20 protein-coding genes are annotated in these 22,120 nt (G+C 49.1%); 2 read left to right on the top strand and 18 right to left on the bottom strand.

The genetic code is table 11. The annotated features are described in order from the left end of the window. Positions 1–18: 18 nt before the first annotated feature. Positions 19–1,026 (bottom strand): aminoglycoside phosphotransferase family protein, encoded by a 1,008-nt coding sequence (locus WFJ73_RS12735; RefSeq protein WP_336773416.1) that lies wholly within the window; start codon positions 1,024–1,026, stop codon positions 19–21. A 131-nt stretch (positions 1,027–1,157) separates the two neighbouring features. Beyond that, positions 1,158–3,167, bottom strand: a complete 2,010-nt coding sequence (locus tag WFJ73_RS12730) for an alpha-L-arabinofuranosidase C-terminal domain-containing protein (RefSeq protein ID WP_336773415.1) — start codon at positions 3,165–3,167, stop codon at positions 1,158–1,160. Between the two features lie 135 nt (positions 3,168–3,302). Between WFJ73_RS12730 and WFJ73_RS12725 the strand changes: the two genes are divergently transcribed. Beyond that, on the top strand, positions 3,303–4,157 hold the full coding sequence (locus WFJ73_RS12725; protein ID WP_336773414.1) for an AraC family transcriptional regulator: 855 nt from the start codon (positions 3,303–3,305) through the stop codon (positions 4,155–4,157). Here the strand turns inward: WFJ73_RS12725 and WFJ73_RS12720 are convergent. From WFJ73_RS12720 to WFJ73_RS12705, 4 genes are all read right to left on the bottom strand, one after another. Beyond that, positions 4,154–4,540: a reverse transcriptase-like protein gene (locus WFJ73_RS12720; RefSeq protein WP_336773413.1), complete on the bottom strand. Its 387-nt coding sequence runs from the start codon at positions 4,538–4,540 to the stop codon at positions 4,154–4,156. The two genes, WFJ73_RS12725 and WFJ73_RS12720, sit on opposite strands and share 4 nt — an antisense overlap. 205 nt (positions 4,541–4,745) lie before the next feature. Further along, positions 4,746–5,252, bottom strand: a complete 507-nt coding sequence (locus tag WFJ73_RS12715) for a hypothetical protein (RefSeq protein WP_336773412.1) — start codon at positions 5,250–5,252, stop codon at positions 4,746–4,748. Between the two features lie 24 nt (positions 5,253–5,276). After that, on the bottom strand, positions 5,277–5,750 hold the full coding sequence (locus WFJ73_RS12710) for a DinB family protein (RefSeq protein WP_336773411.1): 474 nt from the start codon (positions 5,748–5,750) through the stop codon (positions 5,277–5,279). Between the two features lie 36 nt (positions 5,751–5,786). Continuing rightward, positions 5,787–6,674, bottom strand: coding sequence for a LysR family transcriptional regulator (locus WFJ73_RS12705; protein WP_336773584.1), 888 nt, complete (start codon positions 6,672–6,674; stop codon positions 5,787–5,789). 116 nt (positions 6,675–6,790) lie between these two features. On the opposite strand from WFJ73_RS12705, the gene WFJ73_RS12700 reads away from it, so the two are divergent. Next, positions 6,791–8,182, top strand: coding sequence for an MFS transporter (locus tag WFJ73_RS12700; protein ID WP_336773410.1), 1,392 nt, complete (start codon positions 6,791–6,793; stop codon positions 8,180–8,182). Positions 8,183–8,184: 2 nt separating this feature from the next. Here WFJ73_RS12700 and WFJ73_RS12695 read toward each other — a convergent pair whose 3' ends face one another. The 12 genes from WFJ73_RS12695 to WFJ73_RS12640 all read right to left on the bottom strand — a co-directional run bounded on the left by WFJ73_RS12695 (position 8,185) and on the right by WFJ73_RS12640 (position 22,058). Then, positions 8,185–9,669, bottom strand: coding sequence for an amidase family protein (locus WFJ73_RS12695; RefSeq protein WP_336773409.1), 1,485 nt, complete (start codon positions 9,667–9,669; stop codon positions 8,185–8,187). 154 nt (positions 9,670–9,823) lie between these two features. Further along, a complete protein-coding gene (locus WFJ73_RS12690; protein ID WP_336773408.1) occupies positions 9,824–10,795 on the bottom strand; it encodes a phosphotransferase enzyme family protein in 972 nt (323 codons plus the stop codon). 17 nt (positions 10,796–10,812) lie between these two features. Next, complete coding sequence (locus WFJ73_RS12685) at positions 10,813–11,289, bottom strand: GNAT family N-acetyltransferase (protein ID WP_336773407.1); 477 nt, start codon at positions 11,287–11,289, stop codon at positions 10,813–10,815. A 209-nt stretch (positions 11,290–11,498) separates the two neighbouring features. Beyond that, positions 11,499–12,494, bottom strand: coding sequence for a phosphotransferase enzyme family protein (locus tag WFJ73_RS12680; RefSeq protein ID WP_336773406.1), 996 nt, complete (start codon positions 12,492–12,494; stop codon positions 11,499–11,501). Between the two features lie 17 nt (positions 12,495–12,511). Next, a complete protein-coding gene (locus WFJ73_RS12675) occupies positions 12,512–12,841 on the bottom strand; it encodes a hypothetical protein (protein WP_317979505.1) in 330 nt (109 codons plus the stop codon). Positions 12,842–12,843: 2 nt separating this feature from the next. Then, entirely contained in the window at positions 12,844–14,988 is a 2,145-nt protein-coding gene (locus WFJ73_RS12670) for a PrsW family glutamic-type intramembrane protease (RefSeq protein WP_336773405.1), read from the bottom strand. A 142-nt stretch (positions 14,989–15,130) separates the two neighbouring features. Next, positions 15,131–15,436 carry a hypothetical protein gene (locus tag WFJ73_RS12665; RefSeq protein ID WP_336773404.1) on the bottom strand — a complete coding sequence of 102 codons (306 nt, stop codon included), beginning with the start codon at positions 15,434–15,436 and terminating at the stop codon, positions 15,131–15,133. A 150-nt stretch (positions 15,437–15,586) separates the two neighbouring features. Next, entirely contained in the window at positions 15,587–18,391 is a 2,805-nt protein-coding gene (locus tag WFJ73_RS12660; protein WP_336773403.1) for a glycoside hydrolase family 2 TIM barrel-domain containing protein, read from the bottom strand. A 193-nt stretch (positions 18,392–18,584) separates the two neighbouring features. Next, positions 18,585–20,513 carry a PAS domain S-box protein gene (locus WFJ73_RS12655; protein ID WP_336773402.1) on the bottom strand — a complete coding sequence of 643 codons (1,929 nt, stop codon included), beginning with the start codon at positions 20,511–20,513 and terminating at the stop codon, positions 18,585–18,587. 86 nt (positions 20,514–20,599) lie between these two features. Then, positions 20,600–20,875, bottom strand: coding sequence for a hypothetical protein (locus WFJ73_RS12650; protein WP_336773401.1), 276 nt, complete (start codon positions 20,873–20,875; stop codon positions 20,600–20,602). Continuing rightward, a complete protein-coding gene (locus WFJ73_RS12645) occupies positions 20,872–21,510 on the bottom strand; it encodes a hypothetical protein (protein WP_336773400.1) in 639 nt (212 codons plus the stop codon). The genes WFJ73_RS12650 and WFJ73_RS12645 overlap by 4 nt, the downstream gene beginning before the upstream one ends. Next, on the bottom strand, positions 21,501–22,058 hold the full coding sequence (locus WFJ73_RS12640; protein WP_336773399.1) for a DUF4062 domain-containing protein: 558 nt from the start codon (positions 22,056–22,058) through the stop codon (positions 21,501–21,503). Before WFJ73_RS12640 ends, WFJ73_RS12645 begins: the two co-directional genes overlap by 10 nt. Between the last annotated feature and the right edge of the window lie 62 nt (positions 22,059–22,120).

The following is a 22,120-nucleotide window of genomic DNA, read 5'->3' as shown; positions in this document are numbered from 1 at the left end:
GCCGCGAATTCGCGGCTTCTACGAGTTAGCTTCATACTTAGCAAGATACTTGGGGTAAGAGGCCAGATGAATGGCTTTCGACTTGCGCTGGGCTTCTTCCCTATATTCAGGCACCTGCTCAGCTTCAACATAATCGGCGAGAACATCAATAACATCGTCGAGAAGTTTAGCGCGAAAATAAAGCTCAAGCCGTTCGACAACGGCATCTCCGGCTGTAGCAATCACCTTCTCTCTCCAGATCGGCCATGAAGGATCATCGGCAAGCGGCCAGAGGAGTACGGAATAATCCATCGCCGCATCTCCTTGCCCGGACAGATCATCCCAATCGATGATCCGGAACGATCCATCTCCCCGTACCAATACGTTATTGCCATTCAGATCGTTATGGACAACGTCGACAGCCGCCTGTTGAAAAGCGGGAGTCTGCCGGATGATTTCCCTCAGTCTCTCTATCTCTTCCCCAAACCATGTCAGGGTCTCATCCGTCACAAAATCCTTCAGAAGCTCCCGAGATTCAAGAATCCCGACCAGATCTTCCGTAAAGCGGGATAGATATTCCTCTTCGAATGCTTCGGCGTAGGTCCGGTTCGCCGCCACAGGAAGCAGCTCTCGAAGTTCCTCATCAAGGTGCAGCTTGGCAATGATCTTCAGCACGGCGGATCGGATCTCATCAGCGTCAAGAACCTCCGCAAGCGGAACCGAGTCTTCTATGTATTCGAAAACAAGTCCATACGGATAACCCGGCACTATTTCTTCATTGATATCATGAATAAGCTTAGGTGCTGAATAATGCTTAGCTAAATATTCGCTTACATTCGCCCATTGCCGCAGCCTGGCGCGTTTGCGAGGTGGAGCGAGCTTGGCGTGAAGACGCGTACGTCCATCCGTTAGTCGGATGGATAAGTTGCCAAAGCCTCCCGGATTATAAATATAACTTGCCTGTATGCGATCCGGGCCGATTCCAATCGCCATGCAATTTGCCGCCGCCCATTCCGCGATTTTTCGTTCTGCCAATTGAACATTCATATCGGTATACGGCCTCCTCGAAAATGGCTTGTCATTACCAAATATTGTAGCATGGCAATGATCTTTAATGCAGCTAAATAAAGAAGAAAGAACCCCCGGATTAACCGGAGGTTCTTCCCAACACCCGTTATTTACTTGCGCACCTCAATGACGTACACCGAATGAGGCTTTATAGTCAGCAGCGGCTTGCTATCTTGGAATTTCAGAATGCTCTCCTCCGCTGTTACGGCTTCCGGCTTAAAGACATCGTTGATTAACTCATAATCATTGCCGGACAACTCCCATATTGCCGCCACTCCAGCGTCCGCAAACGAGCCGATAGCAAGCTCAGCGTCAATCGCCGCAAGTCCGCGATTAACGGCAAACAAGGTCAATACATTTCCGGATTCATCAACCCCTGCTGCCACATCAAGCGCCGGCAAAGCACCTGGCTCCAAATCAAACCGCTTCGAGCCGGAAGGCCAATTAAAGGTTGGACAGTCCGTATGCACCTTCAATACACGGGAGATGTCGCGATTCGCATAGGCCTTCATCACGTGGAAGGTTGGCGTGCCGTATACCATTCTGCTGCGGCCGCTCCAGCCCGTTTCTTTCCCCCGGTACTGATCCGCATAACTATCCCCTACCCGAATACATCCGCCAAGCCAGCCGTTGACCAGGTCCGAATAGCTTCCAATTTCAATCAGATGGGATTGCCGGATAAATTCGTTCAAATTAGCGGCATTTGCAACCGCAGCCTCCAGCGTATGCTCCATCGGGCGCCCTTCGCGAATCGTGTTCGGATAGTACATCGTGTTGTACTCCGTGATCGCAAGCTTCACATGCGAGTATGCCGGTTTGCTTGAAAGGATCTCTTCAGTCTTGCTGATTGCGGCACGGCTTACCTCAGGGAACGACATCACTGCCGGATACCGTTCTTCTTTTGGCGTGTCAGGCGTAATTCCCACCGTGCCAAAGCCGTGATAAATATGCAGCGTCAGCATGTCCATTTTGTCCGCCGATATGCTAAGCACCGTACGGTTCCATTCGGGATCGCAGTCGCCGCATGCCAGAAGCACGATATTCGGATCCACCGCTTTCATCGCATCCGCAAAACGGTTATACCGGTGCGCGAATTGCTCCGCCGTGCAATGCCCATGCTGCCATGGTCCGTAAATTTCGTTCCCGATCTCCCAATACTTGACGCCATAAGGCTCCGGATGGCCATTTCGAGCCCGCAGCGCGCCATATTCCGAGTCTACGCTGCCGTTGCAATATTCCAGCCAAGCCGCTGCCTCTTCAGGTGAACCTGTTCCCGCATTAACGCAGATTAAAGGCTCCGTCTCCGTATCCCGGCAGAACGCAAGGAATTCATCCGTTCCGAAATATTTGTTCGTCCAGCCGCCCCAAGCTTCGTTAATCATGTTGGGCCGTTCCAGTACGGGACCAATGGCGTCCTCAAAATGATACGCGCTGATGTAATTACCCGCTAGACGCATCATTCCCGGCTTTAATTGCTTGGTCAGCTCTACGATTTCCCGTTTTACGTATCCTATGCTGTCCGAAGGAAGCATCGACACATGGTCCAGCCACAGCATGCCCGATCCCATGCCGTCACGCCAGGTTTCTTCCTCCGAGGAGAGCAGTATACGGAACTCCGCCCTCTCGCACGAACGGTCAGGAGTCAGCTCCAACTCATATTCGTTCCACTTATGTCCCCGCAGCCCAACTTCAGTGCGGCTCAGCACCTCACCGGACTCACGGTCGACAATCTCGCAGACGGCAGCCCGAAGATCCATAGCGGCACGAGCTACGATGCTTACGCGATAAGGAAGTCCGCCCTCGACACTGACTTGTTGTCCGATTCCGCCGTAGCAGCGGTCCGCGCTGAAAATCCGGATACGCTGGCTATGGCCGGAATGCCGCGGTGCGGCAGGCTCCAATGTATATTCCGTATTCTTGCCATTGGTTACGGCATACCAGCCGGAGGATACGCCACGCGTATCGGCTTCGTCCTCAAAGTCCATATCCTTCAACGTAAAGGCTAACATGGCATCCATATGATCGCGGATGTCCTCCACGAAATGGCCGAAAATATAAGGATTCAAGCGGTGCTTGGAAGGTGCTTCGGTATTTAAGGTAATTAATGCGCTCTGATTCATTCGATTCTCTCCCTCATCTATCAAACTTCCGCCTATTCTTTCCTTGCGGATATGGACTAGATTTCATATCCATGATAGTGTTTTCGTAGGCAGATGAACATAGAGGAAAAGGAAGGCGAAGTGAGGAAAATGGACATGTCACATGCGAATGATAACCGTGCGCAGCATAAGCATGGCGATATCCATGCACTGCCGTATTCTTCGGATTTATCGGTATACATCCCGATGATTGGAATGAATATTTGTGCGCCAACCTATATGAATATTCGAAAAAAAGCAGATATCACCGTGCTTGGATATGTGATAAACGGACATGGAGAAATTCAGGTGAATTCGGAGAAGCATCGCTTGGGAAAAGGCGACGCCTTTATTTTGAGGAAAGACAGCAAGCATGAAGTAACGGCCTTGTCGGAGTCAAGCGATCCATGGACATATTATTGGTACAATCTCCACGGCAATAGTCTGCCGCTCCTCGAAACCTTCCATTTGCTTCATACCCCGTATATCCCAAACGCTGACATTGAGGCTTTGTTCTTGAAAGGCTTTGCTGCCGCAAAACATAAGGCCGAAGATGGCACTGACACGCAGACTGCCTTAATCCTAAGCAGTACTGAGATATTAATTTCTCTGCAGAAATCCGTGAAGCAGGCCGCCGAATATACCTCCCCAATGATGGGACGTATGAAGCTTTATCTGGATCAGCTAGTCGGTGAAACCTTCCAATCGGAGCATTTTGCCCATCAAATGGGATTGTCCTTCAAGCAGCTGAACCGTATCTTCAAACAGCATACCGGCAGCACCATTTATCAATACGTGCTGACGCGCAAGCTGGACATTGCGAGAATGATGCTTCAAGACACGGAGCTGCCCGTTGGTGAAATTGCGATGCATCTTGGTTATGACGACCCGCAATATTTCTCGAATCTCTTCAAGCAAAAGACAGGCGTAGCTCCTACGTTATACCGACAAAACGCCAAAGCAGCCGATTAGTTGCCGCGAATAGCGGTCCGCGACAGCTGGTCGGCCGATTTGTTCTCTGAGCTGGGTATCCACATCATAAAAAACAGTTCGAATTGCTTTGTCAGCTTAAGCGCTTCTTGAAGCAGCGGCGCAAACTTCTTGTTTTTCACAAACTCGATCTCAACAGCCCGATTCACGAATTGGGAATCCGTCCGGAATGACACGGTCTTGTACTCCTTGCGGATACATAACTCCAGTGCGAGAATAAAGGTTCGGAATTCCGCTTCATGATTGTCCATTACCCCGAGCGGAATGGAATAACGCTCCACTTCCCCGTTATTCTTAATGAAAATGCCGGCGCCGCTTGGCCCCGGATTTCCGGCGCTGGCACCGTCCAAATACACTTCGATCACTAAACTCCTGCCCCTCTCTAAAGCTAAGAATGTAACGATGGCCAGATTAAAGTGAACTATAAGTTCAAAGTAAAATGAAAGACAGCCCCTTTCAATCCATGAGCTGTCTTCCTTTCCGCTAATGACATTTATCATCGCGAGGTCGAGATAATTGCTCCATTATGATCCAGGGTTCTAAACACAAATCCGGTTGATACCCCAGGTTCTAATTCTTGATAGGCTGCACAAAGCCATTCGTTACAGGCACTTCAATAAAGAAAGTGGAGGAATTCTTGATCTCTTCCATATGATCAGCGATGCCTTCATCCAGGCTATCGTTACTGACTACGATACTTTTCACTTTCGGATCAAGGGTTTGAGCAGCGATAATGGCCTCATATCTTTTCTTGCTGTTCATTTGTGCGGACCACGTCCGGAACAAGGTGTTTGGTTCACTTACGCTTGGATACATTTGGGACACATCTTCAACACGATACAGAAAACCCCATTTTTTCTTTACAAGAACTACTTGATCATAACGGGCTGTTTTCCATATGACTATGGTGTTTGTACCGGATGTGATGTCATAGACGGATTCCCCGCCATGCAGCAGATTGGAGTTTTTCAAGGCATTCGCTTTGCTAAAGGTATACCCACCTTTTACACCAAAATAAATAACGAAAAGACAAATAACGAGCAAGAAGATTTTAAAACCGCTTGGTTTTCGTTTCATCACGCCTCCTATTAGTCTCCCTAATTAGCCGAACAATCCCCGGCGAATAAAATTAGCGGTCACAGGGGCTTTCCCTAATTCTCTCGACCATACGGACAATTGCCCCATATGGTGTATTTCATGAGCAATGACATGCCGCATAATTTCCCCGTATTTGAAGTTGATGGGCTCTCCATTCGGGTATACATCGGACAATACCTTCATTTCCATGTCATCGGTCCATGCGGTTACGAACGACCGGACTTCTTCGTGGAATCTATCCGATAACTCCATTACCTGCTCAAGACTAGCATAAGACTCGAACGGTTCCGTGAAATCGGGTTTTCCTTGCAAAGCGCGGAGCCAGCTGTATTCCACGTCCGCAACATGAAACAAGGTATGTAGAATCCCCCCTATTCCTCCAGTCCGCTTCTTCAGCAGCTCTTCCTGCGTGACGTCCTGGCACCATTCGAACCAATCTTTTCGTACCTGCCAGTTATACTCGAATAATTTGAGCATTAAATCGTCCTCCTAAAAAAATGATAATTAGCTGCATTAATTATTTTCCTTTGATAACGTCTCGAAGTAATTAACGACAACCTCGCGAAAAGATTGAGCAGCCCGCGATACATAACGGCTCTTATGCCATAACAATGCGATTTCCCGCACGAGCTCGTTTTTTTCTATCTCTAGATAAGCAATCTGTCCGTTTGAATTTCTAGCCGTGCCCGGTATAAACGCAATTCCGATTTCGGCTTCAACAAGCGCATTAATCCTCGCAGGCTCATCCCCTTCATACACAAACTTGGGCTCAAAACCGGCCTTTTTGCATATGGAGTCTACCAGGTCACGGGTACCGTAACCCTTCTTCACCCCAACGAACCATTCGTCTTTCAACTCGGGTAAGGATACGCTGCTCCGCCCTGCCAGACGATGCGATTTGGGAACCGCTAATAGGATAGGATCTCTGTACATGATCCGGCATTCGATATCTTCGCCCTCAAGCGGAGGCGAGGACAGGCAGAAATCAATATCTCCCCTATGAAGATGCGCCACCATCTCTTGGGTCGTCAGCATCTGCACGTGGAACTGAATATTGGGCTTCTTCTTGCGGAATTCTCGCAGAATATTTGGCAGCATGCTTGCCGTATTCACCGCGAGCTCTATCGTTCCTTGTTCCGAGCTCGATAAATCATTCAGCTCCTGCTTGCCCTGATCCAGCTCGAACAAAGCCCGCTCAGCACGCAGCAGGAATCGGCTTCCCGATTCGTTCAGGCGCAGCTTCCTGCCTACCCGGTCGAATAAAGGCACGCCTAAATCCTCTTCCAAACGTTGAATCGTCTTGCTAAGCGATGACTGCGTGACATGCAGATGCCGCGCGGCTTCGGTGACATGCTCCAGCCGGGCTACCGTCAAGAAATATTGCAATTGCAGAAGCTCCATGATATTCACCATCCGTATATTCCTTTAAGTCCATGAAATTATAACATGAAATGCGTTGGAATAAATGATGCACTTAACGTACGATGAATTCAAGATAAATCGAGGAGTGACTTTATTTGAATACTCGCGACAGATGGTTAATGATTGCCGTCGGATTAGGGATCCTGCTCAACCCTTTAAATTCGTCAATGATATCTGTGGCAATCGCAAGGCTTCAAGACGATTACAAGCTTGATTACACCGGTGTGTCCTGGATTATATTTTCTTTCTATATTGCGAGCGCTGTTGCCCAGCCCGTGATGGGCAGAGCCAGCGACTTATTCGGCCGAAGAAATATATTCCTGTACGGTCTTGTTGTTGCCTTTCTAGCGTCGCTATTAGCGCCATTGTCACCAAGCTTCGGCTGGCTGATCGTGTTCCGCATTATTCAATCGATAGGCACAAGCATGATGGTTGCCGTAGGCATGGCTATTGTCCGTATCTATATAACGGATAAACAGGCTGCCGCGCTGTCTGTTCTGTCCATCTTTTTATCCGGCGCGGCAGCTATTGGTCCCTTTGTTGGCGGCATGCTCATCCACTGGTGGGATTGGCCGGCGATCTTCTTCGTCAACATCCCGTTTGCCATAGCCAGCTACTTGCTGGCGTGGAGAACCATTCCCAAGGATAAACCGGAGACATCCCCCGTTCGCGGCCTTACCATCCGCAAATGGCTTGATCTGATCGATGCTTCAGGGATCCTGCTGTTTACCGCGGGACTGGTTGCCCTGCTTGTTGGATTATTGTCCGCAAAGTCTACCGGCCAAGTCTCGCTCAGCTACATCGTTATCGGATTGATTGGGCTTATATCGCTGGGGGCTTTCGTCAGACATGAGCTAAAAGCAAAATCCCCTTTTATCCCGTTACGGACTATAGCCCAATACCCGGCGATGACGTGGGTTAATGTTCAATTCATACTGGTGAACATTTTGTTCTACTCTTTATTTTTCGGATTACCGTCTTATTTGCAAATCGTTCGGCATGTCAGCGAATTCCATACCGGCATGCTGATGCTAAGTTTAGGCCTGTGTTCACTTGTGGCGTCCCCGCTTGCAGGCAAATGGATCGACAAGTCCGGCCCTCGGCCCGCTTTGTTCGTGTCAGCCATTCTAATGGTATTTGGTTCCGTATGGATCGTGACTTTGAATGAGAGCTCGCCCGTTATAAGCGTCTGCATAGCCTTAGCTGCCTTTGGAATAAGCAACGGACTCAACAGCGTCGGTATGCAAACGGCATTGTTCGACAGCTCGCCAAAAGAAATCATAGGAGTCGCTTCCGGCTTATTTAATACCTCCCGATATCTCGGCACCATCATTTCGTCCTTATTGACGGGCATAGTAATGGGAGGAGAATTCAGCTTTACCGGGTTTCGTATCCTCGGGATTATTCTAACGGTTATTGCGTTAACTTTGGTCCTTATGAGCTGGCGGCGTGCTCGTTCCGCGCAATTAAAGGAATCGAAAGCCTAAAGTTAAACCGGGTCGACCGGTGCGCGACGGCATTTGCTTGCCTGCTCATAGGCATAGGCTAACTTGAAGAGCGTAGGCTCGCTGTAGGCGGTACCGACAAACGTAATACCCTGCGGACCTTTGGTCGTATAGCCCCCTTCAGCGATAATGCCCGTCTCTGCGTAACCGCCCGGGACGGTAATGGCGGGATAACCCGCACGCGCGGAAATATCTAGCCCTTCCTCGTTACCGAGGAACAGCAAGGCGTCCAGCTTATGTGCTTTGATAGCATGGTCAATTCCTTGATTCCGCGCGGTTTCATGATTAAGCCTAAGGCTTTCGAGGTATTCCGGCTCGGTTAACGTTCCGCTCGTTTCATTCGACCAGATCAATACGTTTTGCCCGTATTTGAGTGCCGTATCGCGATGGGCTTCGTTATATTCGATCAGTTCATCTAAGGTCCGGATGTATGCACCGTTACCGGCTGCGGCTAAATAATCATTCAGACCTTTTTTAAACTCGTAACGCATAACATCCCAATCCCACCTCGCATTCTCGCAAGGCATAGTCACGGGATCCACGATAACGGCCCCAAGTTCAGCGCACAAAGCGATTGCCCGCTCTATAATTTCGGCTCTTGCCTCATCAAGTCCTTGATAGTAATGCCGCGGGATACCGATTCTTGCGCCTTGCAAGCCTTGCGCATCCAGGAAGCTTGTATAATCCGTATGCGCTGTTCGGCCAGCATCGTGCATAGCTTCATCTGTTGGATCCAGGGCTGTCATAGCTCCTAACAAAATCGCGGCGTCCCTGACCGTCCGGGTCATTGGACCGGCAGAATCTTGGCTTTGAGTAATCGGGATAATCCCTCTCCGACTGACAAGACCTATGGTTGGCTTCATGCCAACAATGCCATTTTGCGAGGACGGACTGATAATGGAGCCTGATGTTTCCGTTCCAATGGCAGCGGTACACAGATTAGCAGCTACAGCAGAGCCCGACCCGGAGCTTGAGCCCCCTACGAACAGCTCGCCCGGTCCATATGGATTCAAAGTAAGTCCGCCTCTGGAGCTGTATCCCGCCCACATCGAGCCAGACATAAAGTTCGCCCACTCCGTCATATTTGCCTTCCCGAGAATGACGGCTCCCGCTGCTCTTAATTGCCCGGCTACAGCTGAATCCGCAGGGGCAAAATGCTCCGCGAGAGCTACAGAGCCCGCACTGGTATGCATCCGGTCTCCCGTATCGATATTATCTTTAAGCAGTATCGGAATGCCGTGAAGCGGTCCTCTTGCACCAAGCTCCACCCGCTCCTTATCCAGCTCCCGCGCAATGGAGATGGCGTCGGGATTCACCTCAAGCACGGCTCTTAATGTCGGATTTATCCGTTCAATTCGTTCCAAATACCAGCGAACGCAAGCCTCGGACGTTAGTTCGCCCGCTTCCATCGCCGCTTGCAACGACGATATATCAGCCTCGAATATTTTTTCGTCAGTTATTCTTTTCATAATAGATTCGCTCCTAGGTTCACATTCTCCTCAATAGTCTACCATTAATAACCAAATACTGGTTGGTAAAAATCATCTATAGCTATGCTATACCTATAATTCAAAGCTGCCGAATTTGGCTTCGACAGCTTTGAATACTAATATTTTCATTTATTTAGATCGTATAGAACACTCTTTTGCTGCTGAGCAGTGGCAGACAGATATGGTCAACCAGACCGGAAATATGATCTTCGATCCAACTTAACTTATCGGGCTGGCTTAATACAAAGGTGTAGTAGCCAACGATCGCAAGAAACATAAAGGACTCTAGCTGAGCGAGATCAATGCTTCCTGTCATGCAGCTGCCGTAGCCGGCTAATAAGGCATCCCGATGCTTGCTCTCAAGGAGTAAAGCGCCCATTGCGAGATCCATCGCATAATACCCATATCCCGACAAACCAAAATCAATCATTGAAATTCCTTTGGGAGAACGTATCAAGTTGCTGTAATTGATATCAGCATGAATGAACCCCCAGGTTCCAGGAGTTGATTCCCATAAAGTCATCCATTCGATCATCATTAGCATCGTCCGCTCGAGGATTTGAAAATGTTTGCCGGAGAGAATACCTTGCTCTTCTCCGCGCCGCAATTTAAAGATCATGGAATGAATCCATTCCGTTCCATATTCCGGCCGGGTACAAGCCGATCCCATCTCATAGCTTTGAGAGAATTGATGGAGCTTCGCGATTCGAATACCCAAGGTACGGGCTTCTTCCTCGCTGTTCATCTCTTGCTTTGACAAGACATCGCCATCAATCCAATGCAAGACGGTAGAGGGGATCTCTTCTTGACCGATTCGAATCATAGTGACCAGTTCCCCATCACTATTGGCAACCGGAGTCTGTACAGGCAGATCGGCGTGAGCCGACCAAGCGAGCAAAAAAGCTAGTTCGGAGCAAATTCCTTCCGGTGTGGTCTGGATCCCGTTCATGTTGCGGGCAATCGGCTTGTGCAGCCTCAGCAAATAACTTGCATTCTTATCCGTTATCTTGTAAGTCATATTCTCGTTATGCCGGATGAATTCAAACTCCGGTTCGTCAAATGAGTAAGCTCGTAAAGCCTCTTCCAGACAACTCTTATAATGCATGAGAGATTCCTCCTCCTTTAAAGCTGCAAAACGGTTATCTCTTCGTCATGGAGGACCTCTTCGCTGTCGCGAAAGCCAAAGCTTTCATAAAGCTTCCTGGCTGGCGTATTTTCCTTCTTATACGGAATCCAGCAATAACGAGCGGGGCCTGCCGGGAAGGTGCGGATAAACGCCAGTATTTTCGCCATGGCTTCACGCCCGTATCCTTTGTTCTGATGCTTCGCGTCGATCATCAGACGCAAGATGCAATAGCTGTCTTCCGCAAAGGACGGAAGATCATAGCTTGTTATTTTATGCGTAATCATGACGAATCCGACAGGTTGCTCATCCGCATAAATAGCAAACGGGAACGGAGCTCCCCCATTGGTAGCAAGTACATAACAAGAAGCTACGCTTGAGAGATTCGAAGCAACATATCGTTTCTGATCTTCGGATACCTCCAGATTAAAGATGTCACGACGGTTATCCAACGTAATTTTTCGAAGCGTAATCATGCTGGCTCTCCTCCCTTTCATTTATTGCGGCCGCTTTAATACGATACAATTAATGCCAAAAAAGTAATAGACTTATGTTAAAAAATTATGTATTGTATTATGTATCCATGGCATTTTTAGGTGACTTCATAAAACAAAAAAAGAGACAGTCAGCATCTGCCGACTGTCTTTCTTGTTCTTCTAATTAAGCCCCCGAACCCACCCTCACATCAAAACCCGTCAATCAATGAATTCCCGTTCGTAATCCGCGTCCAACTATCCTTCAGAAAATCCCGCGTCCAGTCGTCGGGTTGACTTAAATCCCAGCTCCTATGCATGCCAACCAGGACGATAATGTCCCGAAGCCTCAAGAATAACACGAGCTGCTCCTTCCAATTGCGGGGCATTTGGCGGCCGTCTTCCGTATAGCCTCGTTCAAAATGCTCAATAAACAGCTCGTATTGTTCCTTTCGTTCCGGCTTCGAATCTTCACCAAACACATACAGCAGGTAGTAAAGCTGGATAGCAATATCCTCGGTATACCAGCTATATTGGCATTCGTCGAAGTCAAATAGCGTCAACTCACCTGACTCGTCTACTGTAAAATTACCTACATTGATATCGCCATGGATAAGTCCGAATTGCTCCGTTGATACGGGCATCGCGGCAAGCTCTGTTTTGATTCCGTACAGCGCCTGAAGAATCGGCAGATGATCTTGCGGCAAATAGTCCGCAGCACGCAGCAGATATTCATTCTTTTCCCATGTATGTCTTTTGCTTGCCTCAGTTGGCTTAAACGATCTGGACAGTTCATGAAGACGGCCGGTAATACGCCCGCATTGCTCATACAGAAAGGGATTGCCCAAACATTCAGGGTATCCGATCTTGCGACCCGGCGCATAAGTAAACGAACTCGCGTAAAACGAAATTCCGTTCCCATCGATTAGTTCGAATGGTTTCCCTTCCTTCGAGTTCACGGGAACGGATACTGAGAGTTCATGCTGTGCCAGATAACGAACCCATTCCAGTTCGGCAGACACTCCTTCCCTAGTGCGAAGAGTGCTTGGCGTGAAGCGGAGGATGTATTTCCTGTTCTCACGCTGATAAGAATAAATAAAATTTTGAAAGCCTCCAATAAACGTCAGCTCTTCAGGGTCAACCCCAAACCTTGCGGCACCCTCTACCTCGTATTCGTCCAAAAACAAAGCTTTGATCTTCGGGTCCATGATTTCTCCCTCTCGTATTAACCGATATGCACGACCGTGTCCCCGCGCCGAAAGGCACTCGGGAGTCCCGTTTCCAGCAGCTTTAGCCTGCGCAGCATATGCTCCTGTGCTTCTCCGTCCATCTTGACGGTTACCCATTCCTTCAGCTTACCGATCTCCTCCAGGATGGCGGGAACATCTTCATGCTCGACATCCGTTCCGCCTTGGAATAATGCCGTCCATTGGAGCCCCAGTTCCTCGGTTGCCGGTTCCCAGTATTGCTTATAAAATGCTTCCGTAGCAACCGGCAGCATAAATGCACGTTCGAATTCATCTTCAGGATCGAGTATAAATGCGCTGATCGACATGTCTATTTCACTCCAAATCTGATTGAGAATGTGTAATCGGGAAACTCCTGGCGCAGCCGGTTCAAGCTGTTTTCCGCAGCGGCGCGCAGCTCCGGCGAGTCTCCGTCAAGCTGAAACTGAAAGCGGCGAATGCTCTTTATATCTTCCAAGCTCGGAATCTCGGATGTCCCGTCAGGCGTCGTACGCGTGCCAACCGCTTTTTGCATTAAATTATTAATTCGGGTTTTGGTCTTCTGGTAGAGCTGTTTATCCGTGAACTGTTGCGGCGTCTGCTGCGGTTTGCCGGTTTTGGGATGAATGCGGTTCAAGCCTTCGGCTGATTTGGCCTCATAGAAAATACCGTTCTCAACGTCGATGCCGTCGAACTCGCCCAAAGCCCCGTTGCGGCTGTCATATAGCTCTACGCCTTTGTATTTGGCCTTGCTCCAGTGTACGTAATCTTCCTCATCCGGGCTCTTGGAAGCCTCTTTGTCCTCCGGCTTGCCGCTATCGCCTTTCTCTTGCGGCCCGTCAACGTCCGGTCGTTTATGCGGGATGTCCGGTTTAGGCTTACCCTTACGCTTCAGCAGCTTCTCCAGCCATTTCTCAATACGCTCGCCGCTTTTCTTGGCCAACCGTCCAAAAGGCACTCGGCTGAGAGCCAGCGCAAGCAGCGCGGCAGCGGCATTCTCGGGAGTAAGCAGCCGCTTCGGATCCCGAATGTCCTTCGCTATTTCATGACCGCTGGCAGGAATACTAATCGCAGTAAAGGCAAAGCCAAGCGCCGGCCAGAAGCCAACAAACAGCAGCGCAAGAGAAAAAGCTCCTAGCAGAATCGCTCCTTTTTCCCTAAAGCTGAGACGGTCCCACCAATTCTGCAGCGAGTCGAACATGCAGGAGAAGCAGGCAGAAGGTTCAACCTGCATATGTCCCTGCCAATAAGCAGTAAAGCCTGCGAGAATGCCCACGCCTACCAATAACAAGATAAGTGCTGCCGCCACACGGTAATGGTGCAGCATCCTTATGCGCAATTCCTCTTGAACGGATACCGCTTCGGCATTCCCATAGAGTAACGAAAAACCCATCTCACGCCGTTCCCGAACCAAAGCCAAAACCGTGTGAAAGCTTTCCCTCTTCCGAAAAAAAGCTCCCCACATTTGAATCAACTCGTTAAGAGGGTCAAGGAATCGTTCCCGTGCCATCATCGGAAGCTGGCTTCTTACGCGGTTAAGCGCTATGTAATCCAAAACAATACCCAATAACAGCATCAGCAGAAAAGTATTTTTCGTATGATAGCCGCTGCCGGTCCATTCGCTTATCGTCATGAACCAATCCGGCAAAGAATTTTGCCCGTTGTAGGCGGCGTGATCCAGAATGGACCATGCAAGCAACAACGCGGGCAATGTGAATATCCAAAGAGTCAGCCGTTTGCGGTATCGTACCGCAAGCCCCAACCCTAATGCAACCATTGCCGAATGTACAGGATGACTGACGGTCATGATCGTCGGGAATATGCTTTCTTCGAATCGGCCGGGGAACAACGTCCAGAAATCCCAGTGAATGGTCTCGCCACCCAGCATCGTCGTGCTGTATCCGTAGGTCCGCCCGATGATCCCGGAATTGAGCCATCTTCGGCTTAGCTCTTCCATCAGTTGAAAGCCTACCCCGGATGCCGCTCCGGCTAGCGTGTAATCGCTTAAACTCATAGCAGACGCCCGCCGCGAGAACAATAAATACAACCCAAGGGGAAGCAGCTTCCATATCTCCTCCACAATGGGAGTAATAATCGCTTGAGACCAGGTGTCCGATGTTCGGCCTCCGACCACCCCATGTACGCCCATCAGCGTCCAGGCCGTAACCGGGATAACGAGGAAGATTCCAAGCAGCATAAACAAGGCCGTCTTCTTCCAAGTAAAGGTCTTGCTGCGGCATAACATGCAGAACTGCAGCATTACGTAAAATGACCATAAATACTGAACAAGCATCGTACGCGAATCGCGATACAGGAATAAACCCGCGATAAACAGCAGCAGCGATATCCAGCACCAGACCGCATATACCGTAGTCAGCCAGGTATATCGTTTAAGTATTTCTCGGATGAATTGGTACACCGCTTCCGCGTAATCTCTTAGCGCGCTACGGATCCGCCATATCGTATCCGTATCCATCCCTCCTTACCCTGCCTTCCACATGAAAGCCGGCTAATTCCCTTCCCAAATTTTACTCGATTATTTGGTCCGTGAATCATAAATAAGAAGAAATTAACTAAAACTGGACTTTGTTCCCAATCGTAAAGCGATACGACCGGGATTAACAGCCCCACACCATGTAATCCTCTCCGCATTTCGTCCGGGTTAAGGATAGATCCGTATGTCTAGTAATTGTTGAATCGATTTCGGATGACCCATTGCCTTTGACGCACACGCATAGCTTATCAATCGGGGTACGCTCTCCGGCTGCGTTTACATAATTCACTCGAATATCGCCTTCATGACCTTCGGGGATCAGGTAGATATCGTTCGTTGAAGAAGTTGAATAGGGGTGGATCACAATAAAACCTATCGTCCATAACATGGCAACAAGCCCAAACAGGGCTGTGATTATATTTTTCCTCATCGCCTGCTCATCCCTTTCTCCAGAATCTGAACAAAATGATACCCCTTCTGCCCTTTCGAGATAAGTTCTAACTTTTATAGAACCTCTGCCCAAGCACAATACGCCTGCCTCGGCATAACCGGGAGCAGGCGTATTTTACGTTTGCTATTTTTAACGAAGCAGCTCGCGCAGTCTGGACAACTCGAGGCTTGCTTGCGGTTTAAAGTCTTCGGATTTCGCATACTCGTATAAGCTGTACAGGAACTGGCGTCCCTCCAGCGTTTGTCCCGCTTGCTCGGCATCCACGGCGCACACTAGCAGGCTTCCCGCTGCAACCTTGCATTCGAACACCATTCCAAGCTTATGATTGCGTTCGAAGTTATCGATCGTTTGTACCATTGGCTGCAGAGCCCGATCCGTACCATCCAAAATAATGGAGCGGGAGTTTTCCACAAGCTGACGCCACGGCTCCGTGGAGTGCATCTCGGATGGGAACAGGTTAAACAGCGGATGCTCTTGATCGATAAGCAGTCCCATCGTACCCACCGGTACCGGCTTGTTCATGCTCTCCGAGATCGACCGGAACATCGGGTAACACCAGAAATCCACGCAATACGTTCCTTCAATGGCATTTTCCAGCTGCTTGGGTTGTGGCATGATGACAACGCGTTCTCCCATCTCAAGCAGCGCGGCAGCTTCTGGGGTCAGCCCGTCGAACAGGTTTAATCCGCTCTTGTCGGCTTCAATCCCGTCCGGATAAATCCATAGGTCATACGATTTCCGGATATCGGTACCGGCAATGCGCAGTTGGAGAGATACCTTCGTCATCGTCCGTACATCCGGCAGGCTGAACGAGATCGAGCCAATGTCCACATAGTCTCCTGAAGCGTTTGCCGATGCGATTGCTTCCCCGCTGGCCAGTTGAGCTTCCCCTGCTGCCAGCGCCCATTCCAGCTTGAAGCCAACAAGCGGTTCCGGTCTCAGGTAACGGAGCTGAATGGAAGCTTCGAAGGATTCCTTCGCTTTGTAATTGTACTTCGCGAACCGTGCCAGAAGCACGGCATCCGAACAGAAGGTCCGCCAGTCCTCAGGCGATACGAGCCCTTTGGATTCCATGAAAGCATCCAGCACGCCAACAAGAGCCGTTCCTTGCCCGCTGAAATCCTGAAGGTCCAACAGCTGGAAGCCAGCCAGCTGCTTTGTACGGAATGCGGCTTCCAGCTCTTCCTTGTAGCTGTCGACCGCAAGCTTGCCGGAGGCAATATGATATATTTCCGCGAGATGGTCCAATCCTTTCTCTTCCAGTCGCTCCTTGAATACCTCAAAATTACGTGCTTTGAGTGGACCTGTATACTTGGCTATCTCGTTAAAGTCAGGATAGGTTTGGTATTGTCCGATTTCATGGGAGACGACCGGAATATGCGATACGAGTTCGCCTTCGGCAGCATCCGCTTCAACGGTTTTCGCTTCCGTTCCGTATTGAATCTGGATAGTCCCGCCTTGCCCGGTGGCTTTCCCTGTTACTTCCTTGACTGCTTGCGGCAGAATCGCATCATCATAATCGGTTAACGTGCCTTGCGGTCCAAGCTGCACATGTCCTTGCGGAGCATCGCACATCGCATACGATCCCCGGAACAGACGATCGCGCGAGAAACGAACGCCGCAATAGAAATCTTCATGCTCCAGGATGACGGGAACAAACTGAAAATTATTCGAGCCTTGCGTATACAACGGCCGATTATCAAATGCCTTGTAATTTTTCAAAATCTCGTCAATCCGTTGCTTACTGCCCCACAGCTCATTGCCAAGCGACATCATGACAAAGGAAGGATGATTGCCGAACGCCTTCAGCATCCGGTAGCCTTCTTCGATCAGGTACTGCTGTTCTTCCGCATTATGATTGTCATACGTCTCGTCCGTTACGGTGCCCCAGAACGGCAGCTCCGGCTCCATGTAAATACCGAGCAAATCCGCGGCTTCAAAAGCCGCTTCTGGCGGACAAGCAGTGTGGAACCGATAGTGGTTGATCCCATATGACTTGGCTGTCTCAAGTACCTGAAGCCATTCTTCTACCGTTGTTGGAGCAAAGCCGGTCAGTGGGAAAATCAAACCGTCATGCTTGCCCCGCAAAAAAGTTTTTGCGCCGTTAATCGTAAAGGAACTGCCCTCTGCTCGGAATGACCGCAAGCCAAAGGTCGACTCATGTACGTCCGTTGTCACGTCATTCTGCTGTAATTCGAGCTTCAGGTTATACAGATTCGGCGACCATTCGCTCCAGAGAAGCGCTGCTTCACCAAGCGGATAACAAAGCTCGAAATCCCCGCCAGAGACATCGTAAGTTCTGGCCTCCGCTTCATGCCGAATAACACCGTTTACGCCTACCGCCGAGACGCTGATCGTTCCTGCAGATGCGCCCACCAGCTTGGCCTTAACGGTTACCGACCGATCCTGAACATTAGGGTAAGTCCGCACATCCTCCAGGAATGCCGTACCGTAAAACTGCAGTTCCAAGCGACCCGTTATCCCGTTCCAGTTGGTCTGCGTGTCCCGCGACGTCATATGCCCGCCTTTGGTCGGATAGCTCGTATTATCCACCCGAACCGTCATCGTATGACAGCCCTCTGTCAGCGGCTTTGTTAATTCATACAGATGCGGCGTGCTTAAGCTGTTCTGCGTTCCCAGCTCCTCCCCGTCGATCCAGACCGTTGTTACGCGCGTGCGCTCAAGGTACAGCTTAACTCTGGCTCCGTCAAGATTTGCCGGAATATCGAATTTACGGGAGAACCAAGCCCATCCCTCAAACGCATACTCATCGGTGAGGCAATCTACATTTACGCTTTGATTTCGCTTTCCTTTTCTTGCATGCGATGTTGTTCCTGGTAAAGTAATGGTATCGTTAAAGAGCTCCTTCAAGCCTGTTTTCTCTTCGTCCAGCTGAAGCTCCCAAGTGCCTTCCAAGTTGATTTTTGTAATCATCGTTACACATCCTCCATACCTATCTGCTCGAATGCGACAACTATAGCACAACCAGTCTGCCTGAAATACCTCATAAATTAGTAACGTTTTCATAGCAGATTTACACCGGTATTACGCTCAGGCACAACGATGCTCTCCCCTAAAAGAAGCAGCAAAAAACCGCGCTCCCGCGCGGCTTATCCTTATTATACAGTTAACTCGTTACTTTCCTGCGCTTGCCTTCCAAGCATTTCTGAATCACGGTAAGAACAGCCGAGCTGTGCAGGGGCTTGCTTATATATTCGTTCATCCCCGCACTCATGTACCGCTCCCGGTCTCCAACTAGCGCGTTAGCCGTAACGGCAACGATGTACGGCAGATTACCCGGTTCAATGGTCCTGCGCAGAATTCTCGATGCTTCCATTCCGTTCATAACCGGCATCTGTATATCCATAAATACGATATCGTATTTCTTCCTGCGGACCTCTTCCACAACTTCGGCACCGTTGGATACCGCTTTTGGACGATAGCCAAGCTTTTCCAGCATGCGGATTAAGACAAGCCGGTTAACCTCGTTATCTTCCGCGATCAGAATGGACAGCTCTTCCTCCGGCTGCGGTGCTTTTTCCGTAATGGATTCATGTAAGGGAATTGCCGGCAGCAGCTCGGCTTGGATCAGAATATGGAACCTGAATATCGTTCCTCCTCCAGGATTGGGCTCGCAGTAAATCTGACCGTCCATTAATTGAATGAGCTTACGCGTAATGGCAAGCCCTAGACCGGTTCCGCCCTCCTGCCTCACCATAAAATGATCGGCTTGATAGAACGGCTCGAACAAATAAGGCACCTTGTCCTCCGGAACTCCTATCCCTGTATCCTTCACGGCAAAATGAAGTCTGACGTACTCGCCTTCGGCCTCGGCTTTGTCTACGGAGACGCCGATAGAGCCTCTTGGCGTAAATTTGATGGCATTGCTGATCAAGTTCAGCATTATCTGACGAATCTTGAGCGAGTCGCCAATCACATTTTGCGGAATTCCGGGACTGATGCATACTTTCAATTCCAGGTTTTTTTCCAATGCTTTGGGCATTAAGGTATCAAAGGTTTCCGCGATCGCCTCGTTTAAATTAAAAGGCTCCACCGTTAATTCCGCATTGCCCGATTCCACTTTTGAAAAATCAAGAATATCGTTAATAATGCCAAGCAACGTATCCCCGCTCTTACGGATTATCGACACATACTCCTTCTGCTCGTCATCCAGCGGCGTATCGAGAAGCAAATCCGTCATGCCGATCACTCCGTTCATCGGAGTACGTATTTCGTGGCTCATCATCGCCATAAATTCACTTTTTACCTCATTTGTTCGTACGGCCGTTTCCTTCTCGATCAGCAGCTTTTTCTGTTCGGTAATGTCTTTGATCAGCAAATAGAAGCCGATACTTCGGTTATTTACGATAATAGGCGCGATCGTAACGAGAACCTCTAAATAAGATCCATCCACATGCAGAAGATGGTTGATCGAGCTTTCAATCTCGGTATACGGTTCATTATCGGCCAGTATGCGCGCCAGATTGTCCTCGCCGATAACGCTGGCAATGCTTGTCCCGATTAATTCCGATACCTGACGTCCGGTCAGCTTTTCCGCCATCACGTTACCGCCGATAATCTTGCCCTGCAGGTCGAAGGAGATGATCGTATCGTGATTGTATTTCTTAAGTGACGTATAGCGCTCTACCGATTCCTGCAGCTTCTGCTCGGTCATCTTGGTTGCGGTGATATCAACGATCTGGGCAATATAGTACCAAGGCTTCCCGTCCGAACCGTCTCTAACTAACGAGATATGCAGGGACACCCATACGGTAGCGTTGTTTTTCAGCAGATATCTTTTTTCGAGATTTAAGGTCGAGATTTTCCCCTCTAGCAGTTGCTTGAATTTTCTGCTCAGGTTCTCGCGTCTAGACGAGAAAATCAGATCGGCCGGATCAAGCATCATCAGCTCTGGCCTTTCATGTCCGAGGATCTTGCATGCAGCGGGATTGACGTCAATCCACTTGCGATCCAGCGAGATCAATGCGATTCCGATTGGAGCATATTTAAAAACATGCGCGAACATGTTCTGTTGGTTAAAGGTAACTTCTTCCACGGTTTGTCGCCTCCTTGTTCAGAATGTTATTACCCGATATTTACGCAAAAAACCCGCAAGCTGCGGGTCTTCAGTTAAATTTCCTATTAAGCCTCCGATACGAGGATTGAGCTCTTTAAAGACTGATTAAGTTCTTTCATCCGCTGCAGCTTGTTGCGGGAAGTGTAGGTGTCTGTACGATTCGTATCGACAAACAAAACGGAATCCTTCGGCAGCTCGGGCAATTTGCTTCCCGTTAGGCCAATCGTAATCCCTTTGTTCACGATTACGACCTTGGTTGCAGGGTTAAAGTCAGGATGGATCGTATATTTGGGATGGTTCGTGTTCTGAACCCGTCGCATCTTAATTTTGTTCAAGCTCATTTTTGCAACCCCCTTAAGGCGGAATGGATGAAATCAAAAATCATTACATTGGAATGTGCCATCAGTATACCATTTTTTATATCATCCGTGTAGTCCACGTACATATTTTGGTTCCATTTTGTTTCCTCGGGAAAATGGTAAGAGATCACGTACTCACCCAGCTTATACAGCAGGTAAAACATCCGTTTGGCCTCCGTATAAAACAATACCGGCTCTCCTTCAGCTCTTGTATTGTAGGTGAAAGATACGTAAGAGTTAGGATCGCTCACATGAAACGAATAGCCGCCGGCCGTATCCCCTGCTGCCTCGATGCACGACAATACGTCATTGCTATGCTGAAACAGACAGATCGCCGTACAGTTTCGAAGCTTGCCAAGCGTAAGGTCATGAATACGCAGCTGCTTGATCTCCGCCCCTTTAATAATACCTTGAAGTCGTGCCAATAACAGCCTTAGCTGTGACAGCTCACGAATGATCAAATGGTCCTTTACAACCTTCTGAACAAATTCGGAGAACTCCGCTAACGCCGCAAGCGTATCGATACTTTCCATGTATTCCGCTTTTTTCGGAAAATAAGAAGCTCCTTCTCTTAGAATATCGCTAAGAACAGGCTTCCAATCAATGCCTACTCCCAAATCGGCATGTCCAGCAGATATTTTCCGTGTCTGTCGATAATGTCATAGAGCATGACCCAAATATACAGATCCACTTCGTATTTGCTTGGAATATCGGAAGGCTGAGCTTCCGCTGTCAATTCGAGATAATCCATTAACTCGCGATTGGACGGCTCTCTGCGATGACTCTGCTTGAATCGCTCAATAAAGCTGTACATAACCCGGCGGACGGACATAAAATACTTCTTCGTAATGGTAGGCTCCGCATAGAGAAACAACGTTTTTCCTGCGTTAAGAGCCGATAAGAACTCCCGATGAGTGACGGTGTAACCGGTGTCGGTCATACTGCCGCCTTTATTATAGAGGAACAAGCAAAAAATATCGGATTCCCTGACCATGTTCAAGCAGTGCTCTACCCCGCTTATATCCATCGGCCATGGCCCGAAAGTTCGCTCATACATTTCCGGCTGGTGGCCCAGCAAGGTAAATTCTTCAAATGTCCGGTTTCTTAGCGGTGTCAGCGCATCCTGAGCAACGGAGCTGATAAATAGCTTTGTAAGATTAGGCATCAGTTCAAAGGCTCCTCGTTAAGATAGGAAATATTCCTCTATTATACCATATAGAGTATGGT

It is taken from the genome of Paenibacillus sp. MMO-58, assembly GCF_037146255.1.
GTDB lineage: Bacteria > Bacillota > Bacilli > Paenibacillales > Paenibacillaceae > Pristimantibacillus.
This window is presented reverse-complemented; position numbering and strand designations above follow the sequence as displayed.

Excerpts from the sequence above, each read along its gene's own strand:
- WFJ73_RS12685 (WP_336773407.1), bottom strand. The coding sequence starts at position 11,289 with ATGATTACGCTTCGAAAAATTACGTTGGATAACCGTCGTGACATCTTT.
- WFJ73_RS12710 (WP_336773411.1), bottom strand. The coding sequence starts at position 5,750 with ATGCTCAAATTATTCGAGTATAACTGGCAGGTACGAAAAGATTGGTTC.
- WFJ73_RS12640 (WP_336773399.1), bottom strand. The coding sequence starts at position 22,058 with ATGCCTAATCTTACAAAGCTATTTATCAGCTCCGTTGCTCAGGATGCG.
- WFJ73_RS12665 (WP_336773404.1), bottom strand. The coding sequence starts at position 15,436 with ATGAGGAAAAATATAATCACAGCCCTGTTTGGGCTTGTTGCCATGTTA.
- WFJ73_RS12670 (WP_336773405.1), bottom strand. The coding sequence starts at position 14,988 with ATGGATACGGATACGATATGGCGGATCCGTAGCGCGCTAAGAGATTAC.
- WFJ73_RS12715 (WP_336773412.1), bottom strand. The coding sequence starts at position 5,252 with ATGAAACGAAAACCAAGCGGTTTTAAAATCTTCTTGCTCGTTATTTGT.
- WFJ73_RS12695 (WP_336773409.1), bottom strand. The coding sequence starts at position 9,669 with ATGAAAAGAATAACTGACGAAAAAATATTCGAGGCTGATATATCGTCG.
- WFJ73_RS12725 (WP_336773414.1), top strand. The coding sequence starts at position 3,303 with ATGTCACATGCGAATGATAACCGTGCGCAGCATAAGCATGGCGATATC.
- WFJ73_RS12660 (WP_336773403.1), bottom strand. The coding sequence starts at position 18,391 with ATGATTACAAAAATCAACTTGGAAGGCACTTGGGAGCTTCAGCTGGAC.
- WFJ73_RS12690 (WP_336773408.1), bottom strand. The coding sequence starts at position 10,795 with ATGCATTATAAGAGTTGTCTGGAAGAGGCTTTACGAGCTTACTCATTT.
- WFJ73_RS12705 (WP_336773584.1), bottom strand. The coding sequence starts at position 6,674 with ATGGAGCTTCTGCAATTGCAATATTTCTTGACGGTAGCCCGGCTGGAG.
- WFJ73_RS12730 (WP_336773415.1), bottom strand. The coding sequence starts at position 3,167 with ATGAATCAGAGCGCATTAATTACCTTAAATACCGAAGCACCTTCCAAG.
- WFJ73_RS12650 (WP_336773401.1), bottom strand. The coding sequence starts at position 20,875 with ATGAGCTTGAACAAAATTAAGATGCGACGGGTTCAGAACACGAACCAT.
- WFJ73_RS12735 (WP_336773416.1), bottom strand. The coding sequence starts at position 1,026 with ATGAATGTTCAATTGGCAGAACGAAAAATCGCGGAATGGGCGGCGGCA.
- WFJ73_RS12675 (WP_317979505.1), bottom strand. The coding sequence starts at position 12,841 with ATGTCGATCAGCGCATTTATACTCGATCCTGAAGATGAATTCGAACGT.
- WFJ73_RS12680 (WP_336773406.1), bottom strand. The coding sequence starts at position 12,494 with ATGGACCCGAAGATCAAAGCTTTGTTTTTGGACGAATACGAGGTAGAG.